Origin of the sequence: Paenibacillus sp. LjRoot56, assembly GCF_964253335.1 — a bacterium.
In the GTDB taxonomy this organism is placed as follows: Bacteria; Bacillota; Bacilli; order Paenibacillales; family NBRC-103111; genus Paenibacillus_E; species Paenibacillus_E allorhizoplanae.
The window spans coordinates 573,545-590,345 of record NZ_CAXURV020000002.1; the positions used below are offsets into that span (position 1 = coordinate 573,545).

Below are 16,801 nucleotides of genomic sequence, written 5' to 3' on the forward strand. Positions count from 1 at the left end.
TTTATCCGATCTAGACTGATATGGTAGAATTAACTACATATTTTCCATTTAAATTGAATTTTTGATGGAATTTATCGTATATAGCTGTATATTTTCCAGTTAATACAAGAACTAATGAGTGGAAGTTGCACGAAAACCAACATACGCTACCTACAACCACACAAGCCATCTCGACCAACCACCAGTCTCCACAGCCATCACACCGTGGCATTCCCTGGATTTGTTGAGCCAAAACAACAAGTGTGGCGATGTGGAGCACCAATAAAAACCCGTTAACATCCAAAAAAACGGATGTTAACGGGTTTTCTTGTGTACACGGTGGCTGTAAAGATCATCTTCTAGTTCACAGCAATGACAATCGTTGCTGTGACTAACCCCTGTGCTTCAGCCTTCACGACGATCTGGTCAGACGTGACGCCAGCTCTAACATAGGCAAGCAGCTTGCCGTGATAGGCTTTTCTAAATTTAGAGCGATACGGCTCTAAATCCTGTACATCGCCGTTTTCTATGCCAATGATTTCACCGGGCCCATCGATGGATAATCGGATGAGATCGTCTGCAAGATAAACGTGTTTACCATGGCTGTCAGTGATCTCGATCTCAACATGAGCAATTTCCTGTCCATCAGCGCTTAATTCTGCTTTATCTACCCGTAACATCAGTTTCTCTGCTTTCGTGACCGTTTCCAAAGCACAGGAACAGCCAATGCCTTCAGTGCTTCTGGCAACGACGTTCAAAATTCCTTCCTCAAAGCCGACTTCCCATGTAAGGTAGCCTAGCGAAGAATCATTCAGCTTCTTCGTTCCTAGCGATCGTTCATTAAGGAAGAGCTCTGCCTCCTCGCAGTTTGTATAACAGATGACATCCAGCTGTTCGTCAGGCTTCCAGTTCCAGTGTGGCGAACCGCCATGCCATCTTTTATTACTTGTATACGCGGGATCTTCTTTACTAGCCGTGGCTAGAAAAACCATTGGTTCCGCGCTCCATAGGCTCTGACGGAAGTAATATCTGGCTTTCTTAAAGCCAGCAAGATCCATGAATCCGGCTTGCGAAGCCCGAATAGGCCAGCCTTTGGCTTCGCCCATATAATCGATTCCTGTCCAAATAAATTGCGCACATATCGCATCGTTGTCTTTGACAGCAAGCCAAGCCTCTAGGCTCGCGCTATTTTCACTGCCAAAGGTAACTCGATTCGGATATTGCTGCCGCGCTTCTGAGTAGAGATGTTCTTTGTAATTGTAGCCCACCACATCCAATGTATCCGCATAGCCAATCAAATTCGCTAATTCGGGAAAGGCTAGAGCGGCAGTAACGGGTCTAGTCGTATCGCATTCCTTCACATAGCGCACAAGTTTTTTGGCGATCGTAGTCAGTCTTTCACTTTGCGGTTTATTCGGATCATATTCGCGCTCAGCGGCAGGTTTGTTGGCATCGTTATTACCGGTCATTGTTTGAAAATATGGGTGACAATAGGGATCATTGGGATAATCCACTTCATTTCCGATGCTCCATAAAATGATAGAGGGATGATTCCGATCCCGCAAAACCATCTCCTTGATGTCCAATTCTCCCCACTGAGGGAAATCCTCATAGTAGCCAAAATGCTTTGGCGGGTACACGTTGTGTCCGGTTGACCATTTATGCTTCACGCCTTCCCATTCGTCAAACGCTTCATCAATGACGAGAAATCCCATGCGGTCGCATAAATCGAGCAAATTAGGAGCAGGCGGGTTGTGACTCATTCGAATGGCGTTACAGCCCATGTCTTGAAGCGCTTGAAGTCTCCGCTGCCATACCTGTACAGGAACTGCAGCACCTAGTGCCCCCGCATCATGATGGACACAAACACCTTTTAATTTCATATTCACGCCATTTAAGAAGAAGCCTTTATGGGCATCAAATTCAAACCATCGAATGCCCACATTGGTGTTCACATGGTCGATGATTTCGCCATTCTTCCTAATCTCCGTACATAATACGTACAAATCAGGGCTGTCAGGGGACCATAGATTTGGGGCAGTCACCTTGATGGTTTGATTCAATTCCGTAATGGAGTCAGTCTGAACGACAATCTCCTCTCCTACCGATTCGATCAGGTTTCCGTCCGCATCCCTTAGGGTATTTGAAAGCTCAATTGTCGCATCTACTTGTGATTCATTGGATAATCGTATGTTAACAGCAACGGTAGCTTGATCCTTTGAAACTTCTGGTGTTGTGACAAATACACCGTAGTGATCGATATGTATCGCATCTGTAATCGTGATATAAACATCTCTATATATGCCTGATCCGGTAAACCATCTGGAGTCTGCAATATCTTGGTGGTCAACTTTGACAGAAATCACATTGTCCTGTTTCCCAAAGGAGATGAAATCGGTGATGTCATAGGTAAAGCTGCTATAGCCGTAGGGGCGTTTCCCCAGATAATAGCTATTGCACCATACTTGGGCGTTATTATAGACCCCTTCGAAGGTAATGTTTACGCGTTTGCCTGCCAATTCCTGAGGAAGCAGTAAGTTTTTACGATACCAACCTATGCCGCCAGGCAAGTAGCCCGTACCACTGGAATGCTCTTGTGAAAATGGTTCTTCAACGGACCAATCATGAGGAAGCGTCACATCACGCCAACTGGCATCTTCATAACCTCTATACCAGGCTTGGGATTCATCCCCTCTGAAAAACTTCCAATACAAATTGATATTTTCAATGATTCTGCTCCTATTCATCGTCTTTCTCCCTTCTCATCTGAGCATTCACAAAATTGCAAGGAATTACGTTGTCGCGCTTTCATTATAAGATTAGAATTAGAGTTAGTGAATAAAATATATTGCTAATAACATGCACAAAATTGCTAATGGAGTGATTGTGATGATTAATATATCCGGCAATGCGCTAGACGATTGGTATGAGCAAGGCGTTGAGCGGAACGACAACCTGCTGACTGTCAACTGTTGCGGTTATCAGAAGCTGATGACCATTGATTTAAATCGGAAGCGTGAACAAGGTCGTGTCGATTATCAGTTGATTTATTTGGTGGGTGGAAAAGGGACTTTCTACTTTAATCAGCTCTCACAAGACGTGCATAAAGGTCAAATCGTCTTGTATGCTCCCAACGAGCCGCAGACGTACACGTATTTCGCGAAAGATGCTACAGAGGCATACTGGATTCATTTTACAGGACATGGCGTACAGAATTATTTGCAGCAATGTGGACTACTAGACACTTCTATTCAAACGGTTGGCCTTGTAGATGAGGTGGGGGAGTTGTTTAAAAAAATTATCCGGGAACTGAATATGAAGAAGCCTTTCAATGAGCATGTGACGTCAGCCTACTTACTCACCTTGCTCGCGCTGCTAGGCAGAAGGCTGCAAAGAACTGAAAATCAAGGGAAAGATGACCACCATGCTGACATCCATATGATCATGGAAATCATGTACGAAAATTATAGCCAGAACTTGGTTGTTTCGGAACTTGCCAAGACGTGCAACTTGAGTCTTTTTCGATTTATCCATAAATTCAAGGATGTTACAGGCACGACACCAGGCAAATATGTAACCAATATTCGGATCAATGAAGCTAAAAAGATGCTCTCAGAAACTTCCTTACATGTGAAAGAAATTGCTGCAATTGTCGGCTATGACAATCCCTTATACTTTAGCAGAGTGTTCTGCCAAGCTGTGGGAATCCCGCCTAGTCGATATAAGGATCAGGTGGAACTATAATTAGAGGAATTTCATGGCAGTCACCGAATTGGTCAGGTAGGAATTTGTCGAATTTTGGTGAATTGATGTGTAAAGGAGATCTGCCATGCCTAATCTTGTGAAGTCGAGCCTTTCCCGTCGATTTGTTAGAATGATATTGTTTTTCGCATTGCTTGTCATGGTTGGGGCAATTGGTGTTTCATTCATTGGCCATCATGTACAACAGTCTTATCAAGAGCGCATCACGCTGCTCAAAGAGAAAGAAAAGGCTACGGCTTCTATCTATCTCCACTACAATCAAATCTTTTTGCATGCAAGGGCCTTTTACGCATTCCGCCAGGAGTTTGAATATGAGGCCGTTATGAAGGAAAAGCCGGATCTAGAGAAAGCCATGGAGACATTTGTGCAGCTTCCTTTAACAGATCAGGAGAAAGAGCTACTTACAACGTTAAAGTCATTTGAGAAAAACTATTTTGAAAATGTATTTCCGAAATACGTAAAGCTCGCGCATAACGAGGATCCATTGGCCATAGTGAAAGCTGGTGCAACGACACCAAACGGCAGTGTAGGGACAAGTATCTATGATTTGTTAGGCAAAATTAATGACATTTCGATGCAGAACTCGTCCCAATCGGAAACAGAAGCACGGAACTTGTTTAAGACCTTATCTAATCTGAATTATGTATTCTTTGCGTATGTATTTGGCATTTTGGTATTTATTACTTTCCTGACATCGATCACGGCCAGGAACATGGGCAGACCGCTGCGCAAACTGGCAGATCACGCAGAAAAAGTGTCATTAGGGCAGTCGGTTGAGCTGGAAATGTCCAAGCGGAACGATGAAATTGGTCTTCTCAATCGGTCCTTTCACACCATGCTGCAGAAGGTTCAAGTGAAGGAAGAAGAGCTACTATCGCAGAATGAAGAGTTAATTGCCCAGCAAGAAGAGCTACAGATGCAGCAGGAAGAGCTTCAGGAATTATTGCGTAAAATGGAAGAAAACGAAGAACTCTTGATTAACGAAAGAGCGCTTACGAGAGACATCATGGATACCATTCAAGAAGGAGTTCAGTTCGTCAATGTCGAGGGGGTCATCGTAAAGGCGAACTCAACGATGAATGAATTATTTGGTATTCCTAAGCAGCAGTCCATGTCAGATATCCAATTATCCCAGTTTATCGCTTCCACATCACATTCCATTGCGGATAGCACGGACTTAAAGTCGTTTATGATCTCACAGATTACCGAAGAAGCGATAGAGGAAAGCGCATATATGTATGAGATTACTTCTCCAACACGAAGAGTCATTCAAGCCTATGCGGAGCCGTTGTATAGAGAAACGGGGAGAATCGGAACGGTTTTTGTCCATCGGGATATGACGAAACAAGCCGAAGTCGACCAATTAAAGTCGGAGTTCGTAAGTACCGTAAGTCATGAGCTGCGTACACCGCTTTCCAGTGTATTGGGCTTTGCTGAACGATTGCTGACCAAAGAGATGAGTCCAGAGAAGCAACAGAAATATTTGAAAACAATACATCAAGAGACTATTCGGCTGACCGCATTAATTAATGATTTCCTGGATGTCCAACGGATGGAATCGGGTAAATCGACTCACCAGAAGAATCCAGTTGATCTCTTTGAGGTGTTAAATGTCGTCTTCACTTTGCAGCAAGGAAGCTCCACGAAGCATGATTTCAACGTTCATATCCCTAATATACCGTATGTTATTTCAGGAGATCAGGATAATCTGACGCAGCTTTTCATGAACCTCGTTAGCAACGCAGTCAAGTATTCACCAGAAGGCGGACGGATTACGGCGAAGCTTTACCATGTTGGTAATCAAGCTCTTGTTGACATTACCGATGAGGGATTGGGAATTCCGGAAGAAGCCATTCCAAAGCTGTTTACGAAGTTTTATCGCATTGATAATTCGGATCGAAGAGCCATAGGTGGAACGGGGTTAGGTCTTGCTATTGTGAAAGGCATTGTCGAAGCACATGGCGGCGAAATTACTGTTACCTCTAAACTAGGAGAAGGAAGTACGTTCCGCGTTAGCTTTCCTTTGATTTCGATGCCTGAGATTACCAACGGGGAAGAGCTGCTAACCGCTGCAGCACATGAATTCACAGGCAAAACCGTCGTACTCATCGAGGATGACGTCAGCTTGACGGAACTGCTCACCGAGGAGCTCACTGAGAAAGGCTTCCATGTCATCAATTACACGACGGGCGAAAAAGCTCTTAAGGACATGTCGATCAAGAGGCCGGATGCGGTTATCGTTGACATCATGCTAAACAATAGTATCGACGGATGGGAGATTATCAATCTCATCAAGGAAGATCCAGTCTTACATGACCTGCCTATCTTCATTTCCTCCGCACTGGACGAAACGGAGAAGGGGAAGGAAATCGGGGCAAACATGTATTTCGTCAAACCGTATCCACCTAGCCAATTGTCAGGTATGTTGCTCGAGATTCTCGGATTGAAGCGGGTGTAAGGAGACGAGAGAATCCAGTTAAAGAGAAAGCATGCGTAGTCCAAGATTTCTATGGATTGTGCATGCTTTTGTTTTTACAGCTTTGACGCGGATAACACGGGTATTTTGGTCGTTGATTTCATTTTTCAGCGTCTGATTTGCGATTACTGGAAAAAGTACATCTAAATTTTTCCATTTAAACTGAATTTTCAAGGATTTAATCGCTGAAATAAATGGAGTTTTTCCAGTTAACCTTAATTCCAAGCAGCGGTGCCTCGCCAACATTCATTTACCATTGTCACCTGACTTCGTTGAATAGTGATAACCTCTTTAATTAAGAGTGATCATTATTCTTAGCTTATGGTGTTTTCTGTGATTGAGAGGTATCTAGTGACTTCTGTAGTGATTTAAGTGCTTGATCATGTTTGTTCACTACATTAATTGCAGCATCTCCAAGTATTTTAATAGCATCTCCATGACGGTTTACAACTTGAATTGCAGTACCTCCAATTTTTTGTATAGCTTCTCCATGCTGATCAACCAATTTTTTTGAATGTACACCAATAGTAAAAAAGCTAGTTCCTGAGACTCCTAAATCAGAAGTATTATAAGGATTGTTTGTAGTATCAATTATTTCTTCATAGTTACCCATCATCGCAAACCAATCTCTTTTGAGTATGTTAATGAATGAAGCCATTTCATCTGCACTGCCAGCAATACGATTCAGAAGTAGGATGTTATCTTCTAATATTTTGGGAACTTTTGTATGAGGATAACGAAGTAAATGATCAATTTCACCATAACCTTCTTCAAAGCCTCTATAAGAAGGAACTTTGTAAAAGTTACTCGACTTCGACACTGCAAGTTTTTCTTTCGATCCAACTTTTTTAAAATTTTTCACTCCTAGTATAAGTGATAGAAGGGCTTGTGAGATTTTTGTGAGTATGAAATGATAGAATCACTTGTATCTGATAATCGGAGAAAGGGGACCCATAGTGAGGAGTTTTCGTCAAATCATAGGAATCAGCTTGGTGTTCTCGTTTTCTATTTTATTATTTATTGGCATTTATTCGCAGATGATCCCAAGCCAAAACAAGCAGACTGCCAAACAGGGTGTTTTGGATTTATCTAAGGAGGATTTCCGCAAGCTAGGCGTTGTTTCTTTAGATGGGGAGTGGGAATTTTATGAAGGGCAGCTGTTAACGCCTGCCGATTTTCAATCAGGAACGCGCAGAGATGTCTCTTATATAGACGTGCCCGGTTTATGGAAAGGGAAGACGATAGAAGGTGGTGTAAGCAACAAAGGTTACGGAACTTACCGTCTCTTAGTTCGAGTGGATAATACCGATGACATCTATGGTATGAAGCTGCGCAGCATCCGGATGTCCCATCGGCTGTATGTCGATGGCAAATTGGAGGGGGGAAGCGGACTTCCAGGTAGTAATAAAGAAACCAACATGCCGGGGAATACACCTTACAGCACATTTTTTCATGTGAATTCGCAGGAATTTGAGATTTTATTGCAAGTGGCGAATTATGAATATATGTCTGGGGGGATTGTAAATGCCATTCAATTTGGCTTGCATGCAGACATTTCTAAACTAAATAGCTTATTAATCGGAGGCGATTTATCCCTCATTTTGGTGCTTGTCATGTTCGGAGCTTATCATCTTAGTCTCTACTTCCTTCGTAGTCGAGAGAAAACATATTTACTGAGCGGGTTATATCTCTTCTCCACGGCTGGCGTGCAGTTTCTGTACGGTGAGAAGCTGTTTCAACGACTGTTGCCTGAGATTCCTTTTGATATCACGTATAAAATGCTGGATAGTTTTGAGTTTGTTAGTTCCATTCTTTGTTTATTGTTTTTTTGTTCCATCCACCAGAAGTTGATTTCACGCAACAAGATCAGGCTGCTCATTGCTCCAATCGTTCTGATTGTAGTCGTGATCATTATCTTCCCTTATGCTCTCTACAATGAAGTGAGAAGTTTATTCTTTCTATACATTGGTTTCGTGCCCCTACTACTTCTCGGTAGAATGGTTTATCTGTTCTTCGATAGTAAGAGAGGTACCTATGAACGGAAAGAACTTGGCTTGTTTATAGTAGCTATCGTCTCGTTAATGGTCTCGTTAGTAGATGGTGTTTTATATTCGGAAAGTGCGATAAACTCGGATTTATGGCATAAAGTTGGGGTTATTGGTTTCATTACGATTATGAATCTATTGTTAGCGGTACGCTTAACCAATGCGTATGAGAAAACAGAGCTTCTGACACATCGACTTACCGTCTCCAATCAGTTGAAGGACGAGTTTCTGATGCACACCTCTCATGAAATTAAGACGCCGCTGCACGGAATCATGAACATTACCTCATCTTTACTGGATGATGATGAGCACAATTTATCTGTTAGGCAGAAGCAAAATTTATGGTTAGTCAAGGATACATCTGTAAAATTATCGATGCTCATGCAGGATCTCATTGATGTTACGCGGTTGAAGCATGGCGAGCTGCGGTTGCTTATGACCGTTGTCGATGTGCGGGCCGTGACTCAAATCGTATTTGATGTCTTGCAGTTCGAGCTTGCAGGCAAAGCGGTACGCTTGGATAACCAAGTGCCACCGGATATGTGGGTCCAAGCGGACGAGAATAGGTTACGTCAAATCATGTACAATTTAGTGCACAATGCAATGAAGCATACCGAACAAGGTATGATCAGCGTAAGTGCAAGCATATTGGAAGAGGACATTCACATTGTCGTTGAGGATACAGGGACGGGGATTTCACCTGATAAATACGCCAAAGTATTCGAGTATTTCGAACAACAAGAGCATGCTTTACCAGAGGACGGCTACACAGGCATGGGGGTTGGCTTGTATATTAGTCGCAAGCTCGTAGAGCGAATGGGTGGGGACATTCGGATTGAATGGACAGAAGTTGGACAGGGTACGCGAATGGCTTTTAAACTACCGATGGCCATTAATTACATGCCTGTGAGCCAAGAACGATCGATGATAGATAGCTATCCCCAAAGACATGGAAATGACCCTGAATCTTTGGATAGTCTAGAGGAGCATGCTCATACGATTCTCGTCGTGGATGATGAGGCTTCCAATATGTATACACTGCTGAATATTCTGAAAAGACATAGCTATAATGTGCTTACGGCTTTTTCTGCTAAAGAAGCGATGAGCAAAATGAGTGAACACCCGCAAATTGATCTGATTATCCTAGATGTGATGATGCCAGGCGTTTCTGGGATTGAGCTCTGCCGAGTGTTGCGTACACAGCACTCCATTCTGGATTTGCCTATTTTATTCGCGACGGCCAAGGACACTTCACAAGATATCGCACTTGGATTCAGTGTGGGAGCGAATGACTACGTCACGAAACCATTCGAAGCAGAGACACTAATCGCGAGAATTCAGACCTTGATTGCGATGAAAACCTCGATCCAAGAAGCGATTCGTAATGAGCTTGCCTTCCATCAAGCACAGATTAAGCCTCACTTCCTTTATAATGCGCTTAGCAGTGTAATTTCATTTTGTTATACGGATGGCGAGAAAGCTGCATATTTATTGTCGAAGCTGAGCCAATTCCTGCGTTATATTCTGGATATGGACCGAAATGACTTATTCGTCAATCTTCATCGGGAGCTAGATTTGATTGATGCCTATGTGGAGATTGAGAAAGCGCGATATGGAGATCGATTTGAATTTATTTGTTACGTAGATGAAAGCCTGAAACATTTCTCTATCCCCTCGCTTTGCATCCAACCGTTTGTGGAGAATGCGATTCGACACGGCTTGTTTGAGAAAGATGAGTACGGAACCGTCACACTAACGATTCAAGAAGGAGACGGTTATTTACATGTGACGATACACGATAATGGGATCGGAATCCCAGATGATTTGCTCTACCAGATGGCGAACGGAGAACATGGAAGTGGAGGCATTGCGATTGCGAATATCCGTAAAAGGGTAGATAGGATCCCAGGAGCTTCGCTGTCGATCAATTCAGAGATGGGGCGTGGAACGAAGGTTACCATGTATCTGCCTTTAACCGGTAAAGATAAGGATGTCTTTGTAGAAAGGTGGGATGAACTTGATTAGGGTGGTAATTGTTGAAGATGAAAAACCAATTCTCGAATTAATGAAGGTTCTGATCGGAAGGAACCCACATTATAGCATCATTGGGGCTTTTCATAATCCGCAGGAAGCGCTAACCGCTATATGTGAACTAAAGCCTGACCTGGCTTTTTTGGATGTAGAGATGCCGAAAATGAATGGGCTTGAACTTGCTCAGCGAATCAATGACATGATGGAGCAGACTAAAATTATCTTTACGACAGCCTACAAGGAGTATGCGTTAGATGCCTTCAAGGTCTATGCTTTTGACTATATTCTAAAGCCAGTCACACCTGCTGCAATTGAACGCATTACGAGTCGCCTTTTAAAGTTAGAACAAGTGACTGAGCCTACTGTAAGTAAAGCGCGGCAGTCTGTAATCCGTTGCTTCGGAAGTTTGGAGGTACGCAATCCGGAAGGTGCACTTGTCCGATGGCCAACGAAAAAGACGGAGGAGCTATTCGCCTATTTCCTGTGCAATCCAGGACAGGACATTAATAAATGGTATTTGGCCGATATGTTATGGCCGGATATGCTGGAAGACCGCGCTTCGCACAATTTACATAATACCATTTATCGTTTGAAGAAACTGTTGAAAGAACAAGAAATCGGGATGGATATTCTCAAAACAAATGATGGCTATATGATAGATACGTTAGGGAGTATGTATGATCTATTGGAGTTCCAGTTAAGTGAGATAGCTTCCCTAGAAGGGATTCAAGACATGACACAAGCGGAAAGGGTGTTTTCCCTTTATCGAGGCACGTTGTTAGACCGCAAGGATTATCTGTGGAAAACCCAATTGGAGGAGAATTATAGGAAGCAATATACGTCACTTGTATGTCTAATGGTTCAACGCGACTTGCGTGAAGAAGCCTGGAGCAAAGCGGAGTTGAGGTTAGATACGTACTTGACGTTGTATCCTTTGAATGAAGAGATGCACCAAATGCTGATAGATATCTATGCAAAAAGCGGGAAAAGGGAACGAATTGCTAAGCATTATACCAGCTTCAAAGCGTTGTACTTGAGAGAACTCGGGATAGAGCCTTCGAAGGAAATGAGTAATAGTATAGCTGCCTATTTAAATTAAATGTATTTAAAAGACGGAGAGCGTTCAATTGCTTTCCGTCTTTTTGCGTGTTTTCGACATGAATTTCCTTTTTGTGAGAATTTTGAGAGAAGCCATTGCTACAATGTATGAATAGAGAGGATATGTTGAGTGAAAGTTGAAAGGGGAGTACGTCCCATGAAAAGAATCATGATTATCGATGATGCTGCTTTTATGAGAGCACTGTTAAAAGATTACTTGAGCTCCCTCGGTCACGAGATTGTCGCAGAAGGCAGCAATGGGCGGGAAGCCATACAATTGTATAAGCGATATAAACCAGACTTAGTGACGATGGATATTACGATGCCCGAGATGGATGGGATATCAGCTTTGAAGGAAATTATGAAGTTCGATCCCCGGGCAAATATCATCATGTGTTCGGCCATGGGGCAGCAGCAAATGGTACTCGATTCCATACGTGCTGGTGCCAAAGATTTTCTGGTGAAGCCTTTTAACAATGAAAGAATTGTGGAGGCTGTGGATCGTGTGCTTCTATCAAGAAATAGCTAGAGAACTGATTAACAAAAAAACGTTGACTTTCTAAGTGAGCGTCTTTTTGTTGCGTACGTTAACAATTGTATGAGTTAGTTTTAATCTCCAATTAACAGGTAGCTTGTATAATATAAAGAGGGACCCGACTATACAAACAGGGAGATTACAACTATGGGCATTCATACTTATTTTAGGTCTTTAAATGAGCTAGAAAGAATCATACGATGTCCAGGGAAGTTCAAATTTGAAGAACATAGTGTAGCGGCTCATTCATGGAAAGTTGTTCAATATGCCAAAACACTTGCGGACATCGAAGAGAAAAATGGCGCAATAATTAACTGGAAAAAGCTCTATGAAATTACCAGCAGTCATGATTATGGTGAAATCTTCATTGGAGATATTAAAACGCCTGTCAAACATGCGTCACATGAACTCCGATTATTGATACAACAAGTAGAAGAAGGAATGGTCTATAACTTTATTGAAGAACATATCCCCGCAGAGTTTAAAGAGACTTTCCATAAACAACTGCAAGAGGGTAAAGACGGTTCAATAGAAGGACTGATTTTGGAAGTTGCGGATAAAATGGATCAAGTGTATGAGGCATTTGCTGAGATACAGAAGGGAAATACAGAAAAAGAATTCGTTACGATGTATCGAAATGCTTTAATTAAAATTAAAAACATTGATTTATTTTGTGTGGAATATTTTTTAACTAACATCCTTCCCGATATGGTAAATGATGAGATGGCTTCACTTGTTGACATCAAAAGGATAACGGAAGAGGCGTTGGCTGACGTTCAAAACGAAGAAGGAAGAATGACGCATAAGGTAGGAAAACGTACTGTAGCTACATTGTCAGTGAATGAAGTGTATCAATTATGAAAATAGGCATGGAAAAAAGCATGTTCGATCAATGAGATCATTGATGAAACATGCTTATTTTTGTTCTGTCTGCAGCCAATTAAATTGGGAATACCCGCGGCTCTTTTTGAACGGAAATCCATTTGCTCGTGAACTCCTCGAAACCGAGCTCGCCGCCATAGTGACCGATTCCGCGGAATTGCGTGGTCAAGGAAGCATTATCTATCACTCGCGGCAGAATGGTTCCGTCAATTTGTTATTACTTATTTTAGGAATATGGAGGGGGAGAAGGGATAGCAAACGAGCAACTGGGCATATTAAGTCTTGTATTATTGAGTAGTGCTCGGTCCTCGAAAAGTTAACGTTGACGTTAACGTTAGAAGAGGTTATGATAATGACATCGAGAAGAAAATTGGTTTGAAGGGAGTGTTCAGATGGATAAATTCAAAATTGACGATGTGGCTAAAGAGAGCGGATTGACGAAACGAACGATTCGTTACTATGAGGAAATCGGAGTACTGTTTCCCCCGGAACGTAGTGAGGGAGGCATGCGCCTATATACACGCAAACATATCGAAAGATTGAGTCAAATCGTAAATGCCCGGGATGTTCTTGGATTTTCACTCATGGAAATTCAAGATTTCGTTGCGATTCGCGAAAAAATGGACGAACAAAAGCAAGTCTATTGGAAAACCGAGGCCGCAGAAGAGAAGCTTTCACAATTGCGGGAGATGAAGGTCATGGTCGACAAACAAATGGATATGGTTGACCAGAAACTCTCCAAGATGGCTGAGTTTCGTAAAGAAATTGAATATATGCAGAAACGTATCAATGATGGTATTACTAAAATGTCAACATAAAAGGAGTCTTCGGGCACATGCAACCTACAGCTACGAGTAAGGCCAATCCGGTCTTACAGCCTCATCAGAATGCACCAAAAGTTAGTATGTTCAGTCAACCGAAAGCGGTATGGGCTGTTGTTTTCGCCAGTATTATCGCTTTCATGGGTCTCGGTCTCGTTGACCCGATTTTGCCTGCTATTGCTAAGAAGCTTCATGCTTCTCATAGTGATGTCACTTTGTTGTTTACAAGCTACAATGCCGTCATGGCGGTAGCGATGTTAATTACAGGCGTCGTCTCGTCCCGTTTGGGCATCAAAAAAACGTTGCTCGCTGGCATCATCATCATTGCTCTTTTCTCAGCATTAGGTGGTATGTCAAATAGTATTTGGAGTCTTGTATGGTTACGTGGGGGATGGGGACTCGGTAACGCGCTATTCGTCGCTACAGCGTTGTCAGCTATCGTATCTTTGTCCAAAACAGGTGTCGCACGTTCCATCATTTTGTTCGAAGTAGCCGTTGGTCTGGGGATCTCCGTAGGCCCACTGTTAGGTGGAGAACTGGGTGCTATCTCCTGGAGAGGTCCATTCTTCGGCGTAGCAGGTCTTATGGTCATTGCCTTCTTTATGATTCTTTTTATTATGCCTAAACCACAAACTCAAATTCGTCCCAAGAAAGCTTCATTGGCCGATCCGTTCCGCGCTTTAAAATTCAAAGCACTTCGTACATTTGGAATCGCAGCTTTTCTATATAACTTCGGATTCTTCACCTTGCTTGTATACGCTGCACTAGTATTGGGGAAATTAGGACTGGATGAGCATCAACTCGGTTACGTTTTCTTAGGATGGGGACTTATGCTTGCCTTTACTTCTGTCTTTACAGCGCCAAAGCTGCAGAAACGCTATGGTACAGTACCATCTATGTGTGTTCAATTACTTCTGTTCGCTGTTACTTTGTTTGTCATGGCGAACTGGACGACAGATAAAACCGTCATTATCGTCGCTGTCATCATCGCAGGCGCTTTCCTAGGAAATAATAATACCTTAATCACAACCGCGGTTATGAACGCGGCACCAGTCGAACGTCCAACAGCGTCGGCGGCATACAGTTTCTTGCGTTTCATCGGAGGGGCCATCGCCCCATTCCTGGCAGGCAAGCTAGCTGAATGGTTTAACCCACATATGCCGTTTATCGTCGGCGGCGCATGTGTTGTTGTGGCTGTCATTTATCTTTGGCTGAACCGCCAACATTTGAAACATGTCGATGATGTTGAGAGTGCGCATTAAATTGTTCGGAGAGCCCGCTAATCTGCGAGGCTCTTTTGTTCGTTCTAGGTCACTTTCACCGGATGGACATGCAAAATGTTCAGGAATGTGATCAAAGTGGGGATTCCCATTGTTCGAATTGTTCATAGAACTTGTGATAATTCACTATGAAATAGCCCATGAATCCTCTAACATTAGCCTCAGCTGGAGATGGAATGGGGGGTGAACATAAAGCTGTATGATGGATGTCTCAGTAGATTGAAGTACCGCTTGTCTCAGTTTAGAACGAAAGGATGAGAGCCGTGTACGTTCATTCAAATGAAAAATACGTTAGTAAGTTGTTCATTGCAGGATTAATTGTTGCACTTTTCCTATCATTGTTTTTGACCACACATAAGGCTGAAGCTGCAAGCGTTACCATTCCAAGTAATGGCGTTCAAATAAAGGATAGTGCAGGAAATCTTTTGCAAGCGCATGGCGGAGGTATTATTAAAGTAGGATCGTATTACTACTGGTTCGGCGAAAATAGGAGCGGGGATAACTTAGTCGCTTGCTACCGCTCCACGGATCTCAAAACCTGGGAATTCCGCAATAATGTTCTCAAACATTCGTCAGCACCTGAACTCGCGACTGCGAATATTGAGCGGCCTAAAGTCATTTACAATGCCTCTACCGGTCAATTTGTCATGTGGATGCATAAAGAAAATGGCGTAGATTACAGCGAAGCAAGAGCGGCAGTTGCGTACTCTTCTACCATAGATGGCAACTACACATGGCAGGGAAGCTTCCAACCACAAGGTCAGTACATGTCTCGTGACGATACCTTGTTCGTGGATGACGATGGATCCGCCTATTTCATTTCATCTGCCAGGGAAAATTTAGATACGCATATCTATAAGCTTTCTTCCGATTACCGATCCATTGCCTCCTTAGTTCAGAAGGTTTGGGTAGGTTCTCAACGTGAAGCCGCTGCTATGTTCAAAAGGAATGGTGTTTACTTCCTCGTGACCTCGGGAGCAACCGGCTGGGCGCCGAATCAAATGAAATATGGAACAGCAACAAGCATTGCAGGAACATGGAGTGCGCTTAGCAATGTTGGAGATGGTACTTCATTTGATTCACAGCCAGCTTACATTGTCCCTGTTCAAGGCACTTCCACAACATCCTACCTCTATATTGGGGATAGATGGGCTGGCGCATGGGGAGGCATTGTGAATGATTCGAGGTACGTATTCCTACCGATTTCCTTCCCATCGAATACTTCTATGAGCCTTACGTATTATGACAAATTAACGATTGATACGGCGACTGGCACGATTTCGGGATCGAATTACAGCATTAATTCAACTACGAATTACAAGATACTCAATCGAAATAGCAATAAGTCATTGGCCGTTAGCGGCACAGATAAAACACTCAGTGCAGCACCGATCCAGCAGTTTACGGATACGACGTCGCTCTTCCAGAGATGGCAATTCGTGAAGAAAGCGAATGGTTACTACAGTATCATCAACAAACAAAGCGGCAAATATATGGATATCAACGGTCAATCCACGGCGGATGGAGCCACTAATATTCAATATGCAAGTAATGGTGGTAAGAATCAAGAATGGCTGCTGGTGGATCTAGAAAATGGCTATTATGCCATTGAGAATCGCAATAGCCGTAAATTTATGGATATCAGTGGCAGCTCGACAGCGGATGGTGGACAGAACATACAATATACGTGGAATGGCGGCAATAATCAGCAGTGGACGATTAATTAAATGGATTAGTCATAAGAGGAGGGGAACATATCCCCTTCCTCTTTTCATTTCTGATTCCTACGAGTGTCAGCGTCCTAGAATTGATCACGTTCTTCCCTGAAATTATCATAGACAGTGCTAAAGCCGAAGGCTAACATGGTATCATAGAGGATATTTGGCAGTAGG

Annotated in this window: 11 protein-coding genes and 1 pseudogene; 9 read left to right on the plus strand and 3 right to left on the minus strand. The window is 42.9% G+C overall.

What is annotated here, in order from left to right; genetic code table 11:
* Positions 1 to 338 precede the first annotated feature (338 nt).
* Positions 339 to 2,726: a glycoside hydrolase family 2 TIM barrel-domain containing protein gene (locus ACSQ8O_RS15095; protein WP_436242362.1), complete on the minus strand. Its 2,388-nt coding sequence runs from the start codon at positions 2,724 to 2,726 to the stop codon at positions 339 to 341.
* Between the two features lie 142 nt (positions 2,727 to 2,868).
* On the opposite strand from ACSQ8O_RS15095, the gene ACSQ8O_RS15100 reads away from it, so the two are divergent.
* Positions 2,869 to 3,723, plus strand: a complete 855-nt coding sequence (locus tag ACSQ8O_RS15100) for an AraC family transcriptional regulator (RefSeq protein WP_436242363.1) — start codon at positions 2,869 to 2,871, stop codon at positions 3,721 to 3,723.
* A gap of 85 nt (positions 3,724 to 3,808) precedes the next feature.
* Entirely contained in the window at positions 3,809 to 6,199 is a 2,391-nt protein-coding gene (locus ACSQ8O_RS15105) for an ATP-binding protein (protein ID WP_436242364.1), read from the plus strand.
* Positions 6,200 to 6,217: 18 nt separating this feature from the next.
* Here the strand turns inward: ACSQ8O_RS15105 and ACSQ8O_RS15110 are convergent, their stop codons facing one another.
* Together ACSQ8O_RS15110 and ACSQ8O_RS15115 are read right to left on the minus strand one after the other, a co-directional pair.
* Positions 6,218 to 6,442 carry a hypothetical protein gene (locus tag ACSQ8O_RS15110; RefSeq protein ID WP_436242365.1) on the minus strand — a complete coding sequence of 75 codons (225 nt, stop codon included), beginning with the start codon at positions 6,440 to 6,442 and terminating at the stop codon, positions 6,218 to 6,220.
* A gap of 94 nt (positions 6,443 to 6,536) precedes the next feature.
* Entirely contained in the window at positions 6,537 to 7,079 is a 543-nt protein-coding gene (locus ACSQ8O_RS15115) for a hypothetical protein (protein WP_436242366.1), read from the minus strand.
* A 94-nt stretch (positions 7,080 to 7,173) separates the two neighbouring features.
* On the opposite strand from ACSQ8O_RS15115, the gene ACSQ8O_RS15120 reads away from it, so the two are divergent.
* The 7 genes and pseudogenes from ACSQ8O_RS15120 to ACSQ8O_RS15150 all read left to right on the plus strand — a co-directional run bounded on the left by ACSQ8O_RS15120 (position 7,174) and on the right by ACSQ8O_RS15150 (position 16,636).
* Positions 7,174 to 10,287, plus strand: a complete 3,114-nt coding sequence (locus ACSQ8O_RS15120) for a hybrid sensor histidine kinase/response regulator (RefSeq protein WP_436242367.1) — start codon at positions 7,174 to 7,176, stop codon at positions 10,285 to 10,287.
* Positions 10,274 to 11,392 carry a response regulator gene (locus ACSQ8O_RS15125; RefSeq protein ID WP_436242368.1) on the plus strand — a complete coding sequence of 373 codons (1,119 nt, stop codon included), beginning with the start codon at positions 10,274 to 10,276 and terminating at the stop codon, positions 11,390 to 11,392. The genes ACSQ8O_RS15120 and ACSQ8O_RS15125 overlap by 14 nt, the downstream gene beginning before the upstream one ends.
* Positions 11,393 to 11,548: 156 nt before the next feature.
* Positions 11,549 to 11,920 carry a response regulator gene (locus ACSQ8O_RS15130; RefSeq protein WP_436242369.1) on the plus strand — a complete coding sequence of 124 codons (372 nt, stop codon included), beginning with the start codon at positions 11,549 to 11,551 and terminating at the stop codon, positions 11,918 to 11,920.
* Positions 11,921 to 12,073: 153 nt separating this feature from the next.
* Positions 12,074 to 12,697, plus strand: a pseudogene (locus tag ACSQ8O_RS15135) (YfbR-like 5'-deoxynucleotidase); the annotation flags it as partial.
* Positions 12,698 to 13,200: 503 nt separating this feature from the next.
* The gene (locus ACSQ8O_RS15140; RefSeq protein WP_056612959.1) at positions 13,201 to 13,626 is read left to right on the plus strand and encodes a MerR family transcriptional regulator; all 426 of its coding nucleotides are present in this window, start codon (positions 13,201 to 13,203) and stop codon (positions 13,624 to 13,626) included.
* A gap of 17 nt (positions 13,627 to 13,643) precedes the next feature.
* Positions 13,644 to 14,891: an MFS transporter gene (locus ACSQ8O_RS15145; RefSeq protein ID WP_436242370.1), complete on the plus strand. Its 1,248-nt coding sequence runs from the start codon at positions 13,644 to 13,646 to the stop codon at positions 14,889 to 14,891.
* Between the two features lie 281 nt (positions 14,892 to 15,172).
* Positions 15,173 to 16,636 (plus strand): RICIN domain-containing protein, encoded by a 1,464-nt coding sequence (locus ACSQ8O_RS15150; protein ID WP_436242371.1) that lies wholly within the window; start codon positions 15,173 to 15,175, stop codon positions 16,634 to 16,636.
* Positions 16,637 to 16,801: the final 165 nt, after the last annotated feature.

Bases quoted from the DNA above. Each gene is read 5' to 3' on its own strand.
- ACSQ8O_RS15095 (WP_436242362.1), bottom strand. From the start codon at position 2,726: ATGAATAGGAGCAGAATCATTGAAAATATCAATTTGTATTGGAAGTTT.
- ACSQ8O_RS15100 (WP_436242363.1), top strand. From the start codon at position 2,869: ATGATTAATATATCCGGCAATGCGCTAGACGATTGGTATGAGCAAGGC.
- ACSQ8O_RS15105 (WP_436242364.1), top strand. From the start codon at position 3,809: ATGCCTAATCTTGTGAAGTCGAGCCTTTCCCGTCGATTTGTTAGAATG.
- ACSQ8O_RS15125 (WP_436242368.1), top strand. From the start codon at position 10,274: ATGAACTTGATTAGGGTGGTAATTGTTGAAGATGAAAAACCAATTCTC.
- ACSQ8O_RS15130 (WP_436242369.1), top strand. From the start codon at position 11,549: ATGAAAAGAATCATGATTATCGATGATGCTGCTTTTATGAGAGCACTG.
- ACSQ8O_RS15140 (WP_056612959.1), top strand. From the start codon at position 13,201: ATGGATAAATTCAAAATTGACGATGTGGCTAAAGAGAGCGGATTGACG.
- ACSQ8O_RS15145 (WP_436242370.1), top strand. From the start codon at position 13,644: ATGCAACCTACAGCTACGAGTAAGGCCAATCCGGTCTTACAGCCTCAT.